The following is a 14122-nucleotide window of genomic DNA, read 5'->3' on the forward strand; positions in this document are numbered from 1 at the left end:
CATGATTTTTAAAGGTCTAGAAGTTTCTCAAACCGGTCTTTCAGTGCAAAAGTATCGTATGGATATCGTTGCGAGTAATATGGCCAATGCGAACTCTATAGACGATAACGGCATCCCATATAGGCGTAAAGTTCCTATCTTTCAAGAGATTTTGGACAAAGAACAAAACAAAATTCCTCTTTCAAAAGTTGCAATCAAGCAGGTTGTCGAAGACCCATCTCCATTTAAACTCAAATATGATCCAAACAATCCTCTTGCCGATGCTAATGGATATGTACAGCTGCCAAATGTAGATCCTTTAAGGGAGATGGTGGATATGATCTCTGCGATGAGGACGTATGAAGCAAATCTGACCGCTTTTAATACGCATAAAGATATGCTATTAAAAACCATCGATATTTTGAAAGTGTAAAGGATAGGAAATGAAGATTGATGGCATAGGACAAATAGCTTCACAAAACAATGTATTGGGTGTCAACGAGATAAAAAACATCAAAAACAAAGAGGGGTTTTCTGATCTTTTGATGCATTTTATAGCTGATGTCAATCAAGATTTGACAAAAGCAAAAGAGGCGGAAAAACTTTTACAAAGCGGTAAAGTGGAAAACTTGATCGAAACAATGGCGACAATCGAAAAGGCGGATATCTCCTTACGTTTTGCTACAGAACTTCGTAATAAAGCGATAGAAGCATACCAAGAGATTATGCGTATGCAAGTATAAGAGGTGATATTTGGCTTTAGATATAGCAACGATCAAAGAAAAACTCAAACAGGCTTTTGAAAATAAAAACTTTATAAAAACACTCTTTTTGGCTCTCGGCATCGGAGCTTTGATTGTTCTGCTTTCTGCATTGCTAATCCGGGATATTTCGGCTGAAAAGTATGGTGTTTTATACGCAAATTTGACAGCAGATGATGCCGGAAATATTTTAACTATCCTCCAGGAAGAGAAAATCCCCTACAAAGTGGAAGGGAATGGAAAAATCATTCTTGTTCCAAAAGATAAGATTTATGATGTACGTCTGAAACTTGCAGCCAAGGGCCTGCCAAGATCGCAAAATGTGGGATTTGAAATTTTTGATGAGCCCAAAATGGGTATAACTCACTTTCAAGAAAATATCAACTATATACGGGCTTTAGAAGGAGAGCTTGCTAGAACAATCAAAAAAATAGATGCTGTACAAGATGCCAGGGTCAATATCGCTCTTTCTAAAGACAGTATTTTTGCAAGGGAAGAGGATGAGGCAAAAGCCTCTGTGATCATATCATTGCATCCTGGAATGAGTCTGACAAAAGAGCAGGTGAAAGCGATTGTTTTCTTGGTATCGCATGCTGTACCGAAACTAAAACCTCAAAACGTGACAGTTGTCGATAATACAGGACGTGTTCTTTCGGATATGCTTGAAGAAAATGAAGAAAAAGAGATCAATGATGTTGTTGATCTCAAACGAAAACTTCGTAGAGATATCGAGAAGAGTGTCGAGTCGATGTTGGCAAGAGCCCTTGGTGCTCAAAAAGTGGTCGTCCGGGCAAATGTAGAAATTGAAACTGCCAAAATAGATAAACGTGACGAGATATATGACCCTGATAAAACAGCGGTTGTAAGTGAGAGAAAGATTCAGGAGAAATCCAAAAGTGTTCCGCAACGCCCTGTCGGATCTCCTGGTACACCTACAAATGTTCCTGCAACGATCAATACCGGTCCCAATGGAAATATTTTGCAAGATAAGAGTAAAAAAGATATTACGACAAACTATGATGTGACGAAATCATTGATCGTGACCAAGCAAAATGTTTTTAAAGTCAAGAAGATTACTGTAGGCGTTCTTATTGATGGAAAATATATCAAAAAAATGGATAAAAACGGAACGATGCAAGTACAATTTGTTCCACGCAGCGAGCAAGAACTCAAATCATTTGAAAACTTGATCAAAAGTGCTATTGGATATGATCCAAAACGGGGAGATCAGGTTACGGTTGTCAGTGTTCCTTTTGAAAACCAAGCTCTTGCTGCACCGATACAACCAAGCAAAGGATTTGAGCGCTATATCATATATGCAGCTTTTGCATTGATTGCTATTATGGCACTTTTGCTGGTCTGGTTTATTCTCAAACAAAGAAAACAAAAAGTTCTATTGGAGCAAGAACTGGCAACCGTAGCACAACCTGGTACGACAACGCCACAAAGCTTAACGGAAAGTTCAAAAAAAGCTCTGCATGAACTGGAAGAGGAGATGAGCGCACTCTCTTTACAGGATGAACCGGTCTATCAAAAAATTCTTCATATTGCCCAAGAAAATCCTGATTTGATTGCAACACTGATCAGTAAATGGATCAAAGAAGAGGCTAGCAGCAAATGAAGCTTGATATAGATGATTTTTCAATTTTATTGAATGATCAAGAAGAGGGGACTCAGCAAAATCAACAAAAGGATCCCGAAGATATAGAGAGACAATATCAAGAGAAACTTTTACAGTTAGAAAAAGAGTATAAAAATCTGATCGAAAAAGCTTCTAAAGACTCCTATGAAAAGGGATTTCAGGAGGCCACGAAGCTTTACGAGCAAAAAATGCAAGAGAATCTTTCAAAATTGAAAAAAGAGTTTGAAGAACAATATAAACAAAAACAGCAACTAGATGCCAAAAATGTGGCTCATATGACAGAGGAGTTGAAAAAAGCCTATGAAATCACGATTGAAAAATTCTCAACGCAGATAAATGAATATATCACATCTATTTTAGAATATCTTTATATCGATCCGAACAATAGCCAGTATGTTGTAGAGAAAATAGAAGAGATTCTTGAGCAGTTCCACAACTATTTTCCGATCTCCATTGAAATTTCTTCTCGTTTAAAAGATCTTTTGCAAAACAAAATTGCATCTGGAGTGGAAATAAAAGTCAACGAACATATGAAAGAGAATGAATTTGTTATCCATTTTCATGATTTTTTGATACAGCCGGACCTAAAAAAGAAATTGGAACTCATTAAAGATGAACTTAGTCAAGAGATTGAAAACTCATCCAAAATATCTGATTAAAGGGAAGATTACAAGTATTAAAGGTCCGTTAATCGAAGCTGTTTTGCCCGATGTTTCCATAGGAGATTTATGTTATCTAGATAATGGGGTTGAAGCAGAAGTTGTCGGTTTTCGCGATGGAAAAACACTGTTGATGACCTATGATGATCTATTTGGGATTCGCATAGGCAGTTTCATCTCTTCATCTCTCTCTTCATCCAAAATCGGCGTAGGCGAAGATCTTTTAGGAACGGTTCTTGATCCCTTTGGCAATCCTTTGAATAAAGAAAAGGTGCAAATCGAAACAAAAGTCTCTTTAAAAAATGAAACGATCAATCCTCTTTTGAGAGAGCGTATCAAACTTCCTTTAGATGTAGGTGTACGAAGCATTAACGGACTCTTTACGATAGGAAAAGGTCAAAGAATAGGAATTTTTGCCAGTGCAGGGGTGGGGAAATCGACACTTCTTGGGATGGTTTCAAGATTTACGAGTGCCGATATCAATGTGATTGCACTTATTGGTGAGCGTGGTAGGGAAGTACGAGAATTTATAGAAGACAATCTGGGTCAAGATGGCTTGCAAAAATCTATAGTTGTCGTTGCTACTTCGGATCAACCACCTTTGGCAAAACTTCGAGCTGTCCATATCGCTATGGCATATGCAACATATTTTTCGAAAAGAGGCAAGGATGTCCTGTTCTTAGTTGATTCACTTACGAGACTAGCTATGGCGCAACGAGAGATCGGGCTGCTCGTGGGTGAACCGCCTACGTCCAAAGGGTATACGCCTTCTGTATTTACATTACTTCCTAAAATAATAGAGCGAGCCGGGACATTTCGCAATCAAGGAAGCATTACCGGTATCTATACCGTTTTATTTGAGGGAGAGGAGTTGTCAAGTGATCCTATAGCAGATGCGGCAGTCGGTTTTTTAGATGGTCATGTGGTCCTTTCAAAGGAGATGGCACAAAAAAGAGTGTTTCCTGCAGTTGATCCATTAAAAAGCATCAGCAGACTCGCGCCGCAACTTGTAACACCAGAAATTTCAGAATTTCAGGCCCAGTTTATTCAGATATACGCTTTGTACAAAGAGAACGAAGATATGATTAATATGGGGTTATATAAACCGGGCAGTTCACAAAAAATCGATCTTGCTATCAAATATTATCCGAAGTGCCTAGAATATTTGAGACAGTCTATCGATGAGCCTGTCAATTTGGAAAAAAGCTTTGAAGATTTGAAAAATCTAATATTATCGGCGAAAAGTGATGGATTTTTTAGTTATTAAAGAAAATTTTAATATTTCATCAGCTACAATCTAAAATAGACTCGGTATAAAGGACGTTTATGGCACTTGAACCAATCCAGACAATACAAGGGTATGCTGGAAAAGAGATCAATGTATACGATAAAAATGTTGATCAGTCCAAAATGGACAAAGAGGGTTTTTTGAAAGTGCTACTGGCAAACTTTCAATTCCAAGATCCTTTTGAAGCACAAGATATTGCAAAGTTTATCGACAATACCGTCAAACTCAGAGAGCTGGAAGTACTCAACAACTTCGAAACAAGTGTCAATACATTGGCAAACGGAACTGAACGACTTTTGAGTGCGGCAAATCTTATTGGCAAAAAAGTTGTGTATACCGGAAACGAAACATTCGTAGAAAATGGCAAAACGGATGTGAGCGTGAAACTGGATGAGGATGTGAACTACTTGGCTCTCTATCTTTATGATGAAAATGGGAATGTTGTATATCAAAAAGAGCTAACAGAGACTATACCTGCAGGTACATCGAAAAGATTTGAAATCAACGATGAGAGTATACCGGATGGTGTTTACAATGTAGGAGTGGTTGCAAAAAATGGGGAAGAAGAGATATCACAAGTTGAAATTCACTCTACTGGATTAGTCGACGGTGTGGAAAAAGAGGGGAGTGAAATTGTCTTGAGCGTGAACAGCGGTCAGAGTGTAAAACTGAATGATGTATACAGCATAGGAGGATAGGATGTTACAGTCGTTTTATACTGGAAACAGTGGATTAAATGCAAATAAAACGTGGCTAGGTGTGATAAGTGATAATATAGCAAATGTCAATACTAACGGCTTTAAACAAGAGAGGGTGAACTTCAGTGATCTTGTCGCAAGTTCACTCACTACATACTCTTCATCAGGTGCTCCAAGAAATAAAGAGATTGGTGGTGGTGCTTTTGTAGCCGGAACTATTAAAGATTTTTCTCAAGGATCATTTAAAAATACTAACCAACCTCTTTCTCTTGCTTTAGATGGAGAAGGTTTTTTTATGGTGAAAAACCCTTCAGCTGATCTAACCTACTACACAAGAGCTGGTGATTTTAGAGTAGATGCGAATGGAGATGTAATTAGTCCCGCAGGGTTAAAGCTTCAAGGCTGGATGTTAGATGAGACAGGAAATATTGCAGGAGCTATGGGAAGCATCAATATACCTAACAATCTTGACCCAAAAAATACGGATAAAGTGGCATTTGAGAATCCTGCGAATCTTGATGCTGGAGTCGATGCTATCACGAAAACTTTTGATCCAAGTGATGCTACTACTTACCATTATGTAAATACTATTACCACTTACGATAGTTTGGGTACAGCTCATGTTTTAAAACACTATTTTGTGAAAACGGATACAAATACATGGCGCGTATATACTCAATTGGATGATAGGGCCATTACATACACCGATGGTGCAAATGAGTATGCATCATTGGAATTGAAATTTAACGGTAAAGGCGAACTTACTTCTGCCTATTATATGAGAATACCTACACTTAATCAAAATGATACTGCATCAGAAATTTCAGATGATGGTGTTTTTACGTTAAATACTGTTCCTGTCTTACCCGGAACAGTATTTATAACAAAAGATCAAAATAATCAAGATGTCACATGGAATGATGATGGTTCAGGCAATATTGTTGATATTAAAACAGGAGAAATTAAAGGTTCCATTAGTTATGATGATGGAAAAATAACAATAATTGGTGCAGCAGGTGATGGCAATACAAATAGTATTACAGTTACATATAAAGATTATAAATATACATCCGCATTAGAAGCAAGTGATGACGGGACAAATTCTGTTTACAATACAGGTATTACAAATATTGCTCCAGGAACATTGGCTATTTATGTTTGGGATGATGGTACAGATGGTACAAATGATATATCAAATGGGCCATGGACTGATAAAAATGGCGATGGCAATATTTATGATTCGACAAATACGCAAGTGGGTACAATAGATTATCAAACAGGTACTATTACTTTAACAAATGGTGATGGTGATACGAATGACACTATTGAATTCGAATATGGGATTAAAGTTACAGATTTAGGTAATATTTCTACAACAACTATCAATTATTCAAATAATGAAAGTCGTTTTTTAAATAATGGTGCTACAGACTCCTCTATTTCTGAAGATTTTAAAAAGCTAACACAACTCGATAGCGAATTCATCTTCTACGCGCAGCAAAATGGTGCGAGTAAGGGTGATTTGATGAGTATCAGTGTAACAGAAGATGGTATCATTAAAGGAACTTATACAAATGGTCAAGTAAAAGATGTAGCAAGACTCGCAGTTGCAACTTTTAAGGATAAAGAGATCTTGGTTCGAAAAGGGGACAATCTGTACTTACCAAATCAACAGACTTTCACACCTATAATCGTTCCTGGTGGCGTCATCAGTAAGATACGAAGTGGTATGCTTGAGATGAGTAACGTGGATATCTCTCAAGAATTCATCAACCTCATTACTGCACAACGTGCATATCAGGCAAATGCAAAAACGATCACCACATCTGATCAGATACTCCAAACGACGATGGACATAAAGCGATAGGGATTTTCCCTGTCCGGCTTTCATTAACATAATATTTGTTTAATCATTAATTTACTATACTTGAATAACTTATTCATCATACAAGGGATCCATCTATGGCTGAAGAAGCAAAAGAACAGGAAGAGTCACAAGGTGGCGGGAAAAAAAAGCTCATAATCATTCTTTTGATTGTTCTTATCCTCTTGGGCGGGGGTGGTGCTGCTGCGTACAAATTTTTGGTATTGGACAAGCAGAAAAAAGAGGAAAATAAAAAAGAGAAAAAAGCAGAAAAAATAGCGGAAGATCTCAAGAATATTGAAGATCTCGGTATCACATACGATGTTGGAACATTTATTGTCAATTTGCAGGATAAAGATGCAGATCGTTATTTGAAAGTGACAATTGTTCTGGATGTGCAGGATGAGAAGGTAAAACAGGAGCTTGAAAAGAGACTGCCTCAGGTCAAGGATGCGATAACGACGCTCCTTTTTACCAAGTCGTCTTATGAACTTCGTACGGCCGAAGGAATCGAAGAGTTAAAAGAGCAAATCCTAAAAAGAGTCAATGCTATCTTACCGATAGGCGGTGTGAAGAATGTCTATTTTACCGATTTTGTGATTCAAACAGCATAGGAAAGATGATGGATAAAGAGATAGGTGAACAAAAAGATCTCTCTTTATTGGAAGATATTTCGTTAAAGATGAGCGTGCGGCTGGGGAGCACAAAAAAGATGATTATAGAGATACTCTCTCTCAAAGAGGGGGATGTGATTGAACTTGAAAAAAATACCGAAGACTACATTGACGTTATGCTCAACGACAAGAAAATGGCAATTGGGGAAATCGTCGTTATTAATGATAAGTATGGAGTGAGGATTGTAGATCTTGCTTGATACATATTTCCTTGTTAAATTCCTTGTAACTTTTCTTCTACTTATTTTTACTTTATATATAATCTACTATTATCTGAAAAAAAAAGCTCCAGCAATTAAGCAAAACGGAAAGATACATGTCGAAGAAATAAACTATATCGATCGGAACAGACAGATACTTCTTATACGTGTCAAGGACACAGAATTTCTCATACTCAATGATGAAAAAGGAGCTATAGTAATCAAAGAGTGGGAAAGAAGTGAACAATGAGAAAAATCTTTCTATTATTACTTTTTGTAGGAATGCCTCTTTTCGCGGCAAATGATATCAATGCTTTGCTGGATCAGTTAAAAAATGTCGATACGACACTAAAAATTCTTGCCCTTTTTACTATTTTAAGTCTCGCCCCTGCCATTTTGATCACGATGACATCTTTTACAAGAATTGTCATTGTTTTAGGACTTCTTCGCCAAGCTCTTGGTATTCCCCAGTCCCCTCCAAACCAGGTGATTATCGCGTTATCACTTTTTTTGACATTTTTTATCATGAAACCCGTGTTTGATCAAATTTATGTGGACGCAGTACAGCCGTATATGCAACATAAGATGAGTGATATGGAAGCTGTGGAAGCAGCGATGAAGCCAATAAAAAAGTTTTTGGTCAATAATACTCAAAAAGAGGAACTAAAGCTCTTTTTGGATATCAACAAAACTGCACCAAAAAATTACAATGATATCAGTTTGTCTGTTTTGTTACCGGCATTTTTAGTCAGTGAGATTAAGATCGCTTTTGAGATAGCCTTTGTTATTTTTTTACCCTTTTTGGTAATTGATATGTTGGTGGCAAGTATTTTAATGTCCATGGGTATGATGATGATTCCTCCTATGATGATCTCTCTTCCATTCAAACTGATACTTTTCATTCTTTCAGATGGATGGGAACTGCTGATTAAAGCGCTTATTAAAGGATATCAATGAATGTTGATCAAGCTATCACATTGGTAGAACAGATGCTAAAGATCACGGCACTGGTGAGTTTGCCTCCGTTAGCGACAGCTTTTGGTGTAGGTCTTATTATCAGCATTTTCCAAGCGGCGACCCAGATTCAGGAAATGACATTGACATTTATTCCAAAAATCATAGCGACGGTAGTTGCGTTAATTATATTTGGTTCATGGATGTTCATGACATTGATCGATTATTATAAATCAATATTTGATTCGATTTCTCATTTGGTTCAATGAGTATTTCACTTGATCAGATATATTTTGCTATATTGGTGTTTTTCAGAGTAGGAGCAATATTCCTCTCTTTGCCGGTACTGAATGCAAATTATATTCCGAACAATATAAAACTGCTTCTTGTGTTGGCATTTTCTTTTTATCTCCTGCAAAATCTCACAATTCATTACGACTTCTCCAAAGTGACGCTGATGCAATTTACATTGATGATATTAAAAGAGATTTTGCTGGGGTTTTCCATTGGTCTACTCGTTTCGATATTTGTTGCTGCATTTACCTATGCTGCCGAGATCATTAGTTATTTTATGGGTTTTACAATTGTTAACGTGTTTGATCCCACATATGGTCAGGTTTCCATTTTAAGTAGACTTTTTATAATGCTCTTTTTTATACTCTTTTTTGTAACAGATGTGTACCATATTTTTATCATATCAATTGTTAAGAGTTTTGAATATATTCCTCTCATTCAAACTTCATATCCGGACTCCTTTTTTACCTATCTGTTTCAAAAAAGCGGATTGATTTTTAGTCTCTCTTTTCAGCTTGCTTTTCCATTTGCTCTCATAGTCTATTTGATAAATTTGGCTTTAGCTTTGGTGAACAGGCTCATTCCACAGATAAATGTTTTTATTGTAGGTTTGCCGCTACAGATTTTTGTAGGAATAGTTGCTTTGATGATTGGAGCTGGGGTTTTGGTTTCCGTGGGAGTTACCTATGTACAGCAGATGGTGGAAAACTACTTTATATTTATAAAGCATTTAGGATAAAACGTGGCAAAAGATCCAAGTAAAACCGAAAAGGCCACCCCCCGTAGGCGGGAAAAAGCACGAGAAGAGGGACAGGTAGCAAAAAGTCAGGATATTCCCATATCAGCGACATTGATTATCGTCTTTTTGCTTTTTATTGCTTATATTCCTTTTGCATATAAAAAACTGTTTGAGCTTTTTACACTTATTTTTTCTGATCCAATGTACAATATTCCGCAATACAACTACTCGATACTCTATTTGGTCATGGAGTTTATGGGATATTTGATAATCCCCTTCTTTCTTGCACTTCTGATAACCGGTGTTGTATCGAATATAGCACAAATCGGCTTTCTTTTTACATTTAAAACTATGATTCCAAAACTGGAAAAAATTGATCCTATTTCAGGACTGAAACGGCTCTTTTCCTTGAAAACGCTTTTTGAGCTTGTCAAAAATATTTTAAAATTGATTGCCGCAACTGTCGTAAGTTATTTTTTAGTGCAATTTTTACTCCAAGACGTTTTCCAATATGCTTTGACTACACCGTATAAAGATGCCGTACTTTTGGTGAAATATACCCTTATCATGATTCTAGGATTTGCGATATTATCCATTCCGATCGCTGCTATTGACTTTTTCTTCAGAAAGTTTGAATTTGAAGAGAATATCAAAATGAGTAAACACGAAATCAAAGAAGAACACAAACAGATGGAAGGGAATCCTCAGATAAAATCTGAGATTCGGAAACGGATGCGAGAAATGAGCATGAATAGAATCATGGCCGAAGTTCCAAAAGCGGATGTGGTCATTACCAACCCGACGCATTTTGCTATTGCTTTGAAATATGAAAAAGAGAAAATGCATGCACCAAAAGTCGTTGCAAAAGGAAAAGACTATCTTGCATTAAAGATCAAAGAAGTAGCAAAGGAACACGGTGTTCCTATAGAAGAGAATCCACCTTTGGCAAGAGCAATTTATCAAGCCTGTGAAGTGGATGAGTATATCCCGGAAAATCTCTATAAAGCGATAGCGAAAATCTTTGCAAAAGTATTCAAAAAAAAGAGACAAAAGTTATAATGCAATTGTTGTTTTGTTTCTTCCGCCGAGTTTGGAGCTATAGAGTGCATTATCCGCTTTTTTGATGGCTTGATCGATACTTTCATTGGGATCTACACTGGCAACACCCAAACTGATAGTTACTTTTCCAACTTCAGGAAATGTGTGTGACTCGACTGCTTTTCTTAGTTTCTCAGCCATGGCGAAGGCTTGTTTTTCATCTGTTTCAGGAGCCAAAATCAAAAACTCTTCTCCTCCCCAACGAATTGCATAATCATATTTTCGAATATTTTTTTTGATGATTTTTGCCAGTTCTTGTAAAACTGCGTCTCCTATGTCGTGTCCGTAGGTATCGTTGATTTTTTTAAAATGGTCTATATCGAACAAAATTACGGATAAAGGTCGTTTATGTCGATGGCTTCTTTTGATCTCACTTTCTGCAATCTCTTGAAATTTATGTCTGTTGTAGAGACCAGTTAATTTATCTACTGTTGCCATCTCTTCAAATTTTATCCTTGACATTGCAAAATAAAAGAGCATCATAAATAAAAAGAGGATAAGTATAGAGCCTATGACAATATTTTGCCAAAAAATCGTATCAAATATCTTGATATTGTTATCTTGTTTGATAGAAACGATATAGCCGATATTAAAGCGGTCATTGTTGATTGCCAAAAATGTTGCCACGTAGTAGTTGCCATCAATATTTATGTATGTTGCAAAATCCTGATATTGTAATAATTGGTTGGCTATTTTGTTTCGTATTTTTAATTTGATTTTTTGTATGACTTGTGGATAACTATCATCGTTTTTGTCGGAAATTTTCTCATAGTAAAAAAATGGGCTGAAATCACTTTGAACAAACGAGTATATACCGTAACGAAATGCAAAGCCCTGAACCATTAGTTTATTGACGATAAACTCGTAATGAGCATGGAAAAGTTTTTGTAGTTCTTTCGTAAAAACATTATATGACAGCGCGAGATTGATTAATGCAACGAGATGATTATTGTAATAAATCGGTTTTTGAAAAGTGATCAAAAGCTTGTTTGCCATACTATTTTGGTTATTTAAAAACCGTTTTTTGGATGAGATTGTCAATTGCGGTTTGTTCATATTCAATAGAAGTGTTCCATCCGGTTTGTTCAGTGAGAGATAATGGATATGATATTTTTTTAGCTTTTTGTAGTATGGAAGAAGTTTTTGATAGAGTCTTTTTTTGTCTTTAGGTTGATTTATTAATCTCAAAAACTCTTGATCGTCATAGAGGGTATCGTAAAAGAATGATATCAAATGTTGGTACGAATATTTTGTTACACGATATTCTGAACGTAATTGATCAATTTTTTGGGAAAGATAGAGATCTATTCTGTTTTGCTTGTCTTGGGAAAAATAAAAATATATCCCAATAATCCCTATAATTGCGACAAAGAGAAGCGTTATAAAAAGAATGGTCGTTTTACTGTTTCTTGTCATTTTTGAGTTTTGTCAAAATTACTGTTATTTTGTTTAATGCTTCCGGATCGATAAAATTCAGGGCTTCCCCTGCTTTTTTTGACTTCATATTGTACAGAATGTATGCAGCAATTTTCGGATCTTTGATTTTTGAGAGTTTGTCTCCAGCATATTCAGGATCCATACTTTCGAAATCTTTTGCCAGTTTTTTGAAACGTTGAGATTGGATGGTTCTGAGTTGAGTATCCAATTCTTTTTTGAACTGCTGCAATTTTGCTTCTTCTTCTTTGATCTGTTTGAGTAATCTTTTTTTCTCCTCGATCTGTTTTTTTAAAATTTTTTGCATAGTTTTTAATTTGGTAAGTTCTTTTTGTATCTCTTTTTTTTCTGTCTGTCCAAAAAGAGTGCTACTGCTTATTAGTATGAAAACGATAAGATTCTTCTGCCATAATCTCTTCATGTTTCTCTTCTCTCTTTTGCTGCAGTTTTTTCATTTTTTCCTGCAATTTTTCATATGCTTTTTTTATAGCGCGTAGTTCTTTCATCTGCTGAAGAATATACTCTTTTTTCTGCTCAAGCTGTTCTATTTGAAAATCGATTTTGGAAATGTTGAGTTTGAGCTCTCGAATAAAGTTGATTGTATGAATCTGTTCGAAAAGCGTTTGGCATGTTTGCTTTTCAAGATCATCGATATTTTTAATTATTGATTGTTTATATGCAATAAGTTCATCAATTGAGACATCGAGTTCTCTCTTTTCATTGGAGAGTTTATCAAGCTGAATCTTGTTTTCTTTAATGAAAAGTTGCAGCGAATTTTTTTTCATGCGTTTTTCAATTGTGCCAATTTTTTCTGTTCTTTTTGGACATATTCATGAATTTTTTGCTCGATTTGTGCTGAGAGTTCTTCAAAGGTTCCCCGTATACAAAGATTATTTGCATACTCGATTTTATCAAGGAGCTTCAGATAGCTTTTGATTTTGATATCGAGTAGTGTAAATTCTATCTGTATGATATCGGCGTATTTGAATCTCTTTATAATATCAGGTTTGCCGTTGAAGCAGATTCTCGCCCCGCCTGCACTGATATCGACCATTTCACCGTGTAAGGTATACTGTTTATCCTCTTTTTCGTCATGGTAAAAAACTTTGACAGGGAGTTCTGTCCGGACTCTTGGATATTCCCTTCTTTGTGTTCGGCTCATTTCGAATGTATGTGGGGTTTGGATAACAATTTTTCCATTTTCATTGAGTATATTTTCGATTGGAACGATAACTGTATATATAGCATCATCTTTGCGTATAAAAATAATTTTGATAAGATCACCACTTTTTAGATCACTTGGTATAGCATCGGATAGCAACCAATACATATATCGTTCATCTTTGTCATAAAGCGTTGCATTATAGGATTTGTTTTGATGGATAAGTGTCGCGTTTTGAAAGAGTTCTATATCTTTCGTACTCACAAGCGGAATATAGGGCGAGAGGATCTCAAAGCCCAGTTTTTTTCGCATATCTTTGATGAGTCTCTCATCTGCGTTAGGATTTTCTTGCAAATAAAGATCAACAACTTTTTCAAAAGGTGCTTTAAATTCAAGGACTACCATCGGGTCACGTCCCATTTTTTGAGCATATGCCCAAAGAAGTTTTATCTCTTCTGGAGTTAGTTCCCTCTCGATAGCGTATCGTTTAAAATATTCAAAAACACTTTTTTCTTTTCTATATTTTTGAAAGAAAAAACCCGCAGTGAAAAAAATAATAAAGCCAATTATTGATAAAACAACAATGATCTTTGTCGTTTCGCTATCACTGTTCCAAAACTGCGTTGCGAGTTTGACCGTTTCGAAACGGTTTCCTTCCATAAAAATCCTTTTGTAT

General features: G+C 36.1%; 18 protein-coding genes. 14 read left to right on the plus strand and 4 right to left on the minus strand.

Translation table 11 applies throughout. The features are described from left to right. Window position 1: 1 nt before the first annotated feature. The 14 genes from flgC to flhB all read left to right on the plus strand — a co-directional run bounded on the left by flgC (window position 2) and on the right by flhB (window position 10811). Window positions 2-412 (plus strand): flagellar basal body rod protein FlgC, encoded by a 411-nt coding sequence (gene flgC, locus JG735_RS03385; protein WP_201335427.1) that lies wholly within the window; start codon window positions 2-4, stop codon window positions 410-412. A 10-nt stretch (window positions 413-422) separates the two neighbouring features. Continuing rightward, on the plus strand, window positions 423-722 hold the full coding sequence (gene fliE / locus JG735_RS03390) for a flagellar hook-basal body complex protein FliE (RefSeq protein WP_201335428.1): 300 nt from the start codon (window positions 423-425) through the stop codon (window positions 720-722). 10 nt (window positions 723-732) lie between these two features. Then, on the plus strand, window positions 733-2361 hold the full coding sequence (gene fliF, locus JG735_RS03395) for a flagellar basal-body MS-ring/collar protein FliF (RefSeq protein ID WP_201335429.1): 1629 nt from the start codon (window positions 733-735) through the stop codon (window positions 2359-2361). Further along, on the plus strand, window positions 2358-3041 hold the full coding sequence (locus JG735_RS03400) for a hypothetical protein (RefSeq protein WP_201335430.1): 684 nt from the start codon (window positions 2358-2360) through the stop codon (window positions 3039-3041). Before fliF ends, JG735_RS03400 begins: the two co-directional genes overlap by 4 nt. Then, the gene (locus JG735_RS03405) at window positions 2995-4308 is read left to right on the plus strand and encodes a FliI/YscN family ATPase (RefSeq protein WP_201335431.1); all 1314 of its coding nucleotides are present in this window, start codon (window positions 2995-2997) and stop codon (window positions 4306-4308) included. The genes JG735_RS03400 and JG735_RS03405 overlap by 47 nt, the downstream gene beginning before the upstream one ends. A 59-nt stretch (window positions 4309-4367) precedes the next feature. Beyond that, window positions 4368-5027, plus strand: coding sequence for a flagellar hook assembly protein FlgD (locus JG735_RS03410; protein ID WP_201335432.1), 660 nt, complete (start codon window positions 4368-4370; stop codon window positions 5025-5027). Between the two features lies 1 nt (window position 5028). Continuing rightward, a complete protein-coding gene (locus tag JG735_RS03415) occupies window positions 5029-6894 on the plus strand; it encodes a flagellar hook protein FlgE (protein WP_201335433.1) in 1866 nt (621 codons plus the stop codon). Between the two features lie 95 nt (window positions 6895-6989). Beyond that, a complete protein-coding gene (gene fliL / locus JG735_RS03420) occupies window positions 6990-7505 on the plus strand; it encodes a flagellar basal body-associated protein FliL (protein WP_201335434.1) in 516 nt (171 codons plus the stop codon). An 8-nt stretch (window positions 7506-7513) separates the two neighbouring features. Then, entirely contained in the window at window positions 7514-7765 is a 252-nt protein-coding gene (locus tag JG735_RS03425) for a FliM/FliN family flagellar motor switch protein (protein WP_201335435.1), read from the plus strand. After that, window positions 7758-8015 carry a hypothetical protein gene (locus JG735_RS03430; protein WP_201335436.1) on the plus strand — a complete coding sequence of 86 codons (258 nt, stop codon included), beginning with the start codon at window positions 7758-7760 and terminating at the stop codon, window positions 8013-8015. Before JG735_RS03425 ends, JG735_RS03430 begins: the two co-directional genes overlap by 8 nt. After that, window positions 8012-8722, plus strand: coding sequence for a flagellar type III secretion system pore protein FliP (gene fliP / locus JG735_RS03435; protein WP_201335437.1), 711 nt, complete (start codon window positions 8012-8014; stop codon window positions 8720-8722). Before JG735_RS03430 ends, fliP begins: the two co-directional genes overlap by 4 nt. Next, window positions 8719-8988 carry a flagellar biosynthesis protein FliQ gene (fliQ, locus tag JG735_RS03440; protein ID WP_201335438.1) on the plus strand — a complete coding sequence of 90 codons (270 nt, stop codon included), beginning with the start codon at window positions 8719-8721 and terminating at the stop codon, window positions 8986-8988. Before fliP ends, fliQ begins: the two co-directional genes overlap by 4 nt. After that, a complete protein-coding gene (gene fliR / locus JG735_RS03445) occupies window positions 8985-9752 on the plus strand; it encodes a flagellar biosynthetic protein FliR (protein WP_201335439.1) in 768 nt (255 codons plus the stop codon). The genes fliQ and fliR overlap by 4 nt, the downstream gene beginning before the upstream one ends. Window positions 9753-9755: 3 nt before the next feature. Further along, window positions 9756-10811 carry a flagellar biosynthesis protein FlhB gene (gene flhB, locus JG735_RS03450; protein WP_201335440.1) on the plus strand — a complete coding sequence of 352 codons (1056 nt, stop codon included), beginning with the start codon at window positions 9756-9758 and terminating at the stop codon, window positions 10809-10811. On the opposite strand, the gene JG735_RS03455 is transcribed toward flhB, so the two are convergent. The 4 genes from JG735_RS03455 to JG735_RS03470 are packed head-to-tail and all read right to left on the minus strand — an operon-like array spanning window position 10806 to window position 14106. Further along, window positions 10806-12266, minus strand: coding sequence for a GGDEF domain-containing protein (locus JG735_RS03455; protein WP_201335441.1), 1461 nt, complete (start codon window positions 12264-12266; stop codon window positions 10806-10808). The two genes, flhB and JG735_RS03455, sit on opposite strands and share 6 nt — an antisense overlap. Next, window positions 12250-12705 (minus strand): MotE family protein, encoded by a 456-nt coding sequence (locus JG735_RS03460; RefSeq protein ID WP_201335442.1) that lies wholly within the window; start codon window positions 12703-12705, stop codon window positions 12250-12252. The genes JG735_RS03455 and JG735_RS03460 overlap by 17 nt, the downstream gene beginning before the upstream one ends. Next, window positions 12653-13069: a hypothetical protein gene (locus tag JG735_RS03465; RefSeq protein WP_201335443.1), complete on the minus strand. Its 417-nt coding sequence runs from the start codon at window positions 13067-13069 to the stop codon at window positions 12653-12655. Before JG735_RS03465 ends, JG735_RS03460 begins: the two co-directional genes overlap by 53 nt. Then, complete coding sequence (locus JG735_RS03470) at window positions 13066-14106, minus strand: flagellar brake protein (RefSeq protein WP_201335444.1); 1041 nt, start codon at window positions 14104-14106, stop codon at window positions 13066-13068. The genes JG735_RS03465 and JG735_RS03470 overlap by 4 nt, the downstream gene beginning before the upstream one ends. Between the last annotated feature and the right edge of the window lie 16 nt (window positions 14107-14122).

Source organism: Nitratiruptor sp. YY08-10, assembly GCF_016629565.1.
GTDB lineage: Bacteria > Campylobacterota > Campylobacteria > Campylobacterales > Nitratiruptoraceae > Nitratiruptor.

What these genes read in the sequence shown, in the direction of transcription:
- flgC (WP_201335427.1), top strand. Translation starts at nt 2, where the DNA reads ATGATTTTTAAAGGTCTAGAAGTTTCTCAAACCGGTCTTTCAGTGCAA.
- fliE (WP_201335428.1), top strand. Translation starts at nt 423, where the DNA reads ATGAAGATTGATGGCATAGGACAAATAGCTTCACAAAACAATGTATTG.
- JG735_RS03400 (WP_201335430.1), top strand. Translation starts at nt 2,358, where the DNA reads ATGAAGCTTGATATAGATGATTTTTCAATTTTATTGAATGATCAAGAA.
- JG735_RS03405 (WP_201335431.1), top strand. Translation starts at nt 2,995, where the DNA reads ATGAACTTAGTCAAGAGATTGAAAACTCATCCAAAATATCTGATTAAA.
- JG735_RS03410 (WP_201335432.1), top strand. Translation starts at nt 4,368, where the DNA reads ATGGCACTTGAACCAATCCAGACAATACAAGGGTATGCTGGAAAAGAG.
- JG735_RS03415 (WP_201335433.1), top strand. Translation starts at nt 5,029, where the DNA reads ATGTTACAGTCGTTTTATACTGGAAACAGTGGATTAAATGCAAATAAA.
- fliL (WP_201335434.1), top strand. Translation starts at nt 6,990, where the DNA reads ATGGCTGAAGAAGCAAAAGAACAGGAAGAGTCACAAGGTGGCGGGAAA.
- JG735_RS03425 (WP_201335435.1), top strand. Translation starts at nt 7,514, where the DNA reads ATGGATAAAGAGATAGGTGAACAAAAAGATCTCTCTTTATTGGAAGAT.
- fliP (WP_201335437.1), top strand. Translation starts at nt 8,012, where the DNA reads ATGAGAAAAATCTTTCTATTATTACTTTTTGTAGGAATGCCTCTTTTC.
- fliQ (WP_201335438.1), top strand. Translation starts at nt 8,719, where the DNA reads ATGAATGTTGATCAAGCTATCACATTGGTAGAACAGATGCTAAAGATC.
- fliR (WP_201335439.1), top strand. Translation starts at nt 8,985, where the DNA reads ATGAGTATTTCACTTGATCAGATATATTTTGCTATATTGGTGTTTTTC.
- JG735_RS03455 (WP_201335441.1), bottom strand. Translation starts at nt 12,266, where the DNA reads ATGACAAGAAACAGTAAAACGACCATTCTTTTTATAACGCTTCTCTTT.
- JG735_RS03460 (WP_201335442.1), bottom strand. Translation starts at nt 12,705, where the DNA reads ATGAAGAGATTATGGCAGAAGAATCTTATCGTTTTCATACTAATAAGC.
- JG735_RS03465 (WP_201335443.1), bottom strand. Translation starts at nt 13,069, where the DNA reads ATGAAAAAAAATTCGCTGCAACTTTTCATTAAAGAAAACAAGATTCAG.
- JG735_RS03470 (WP_201335444.1), bottom strand. Translation starts at nt 14,106, where the DNA reads ATGGAAGGAAACCGTTTCGAAACGGTCAAACTCGCAACGCAGTTTTGG.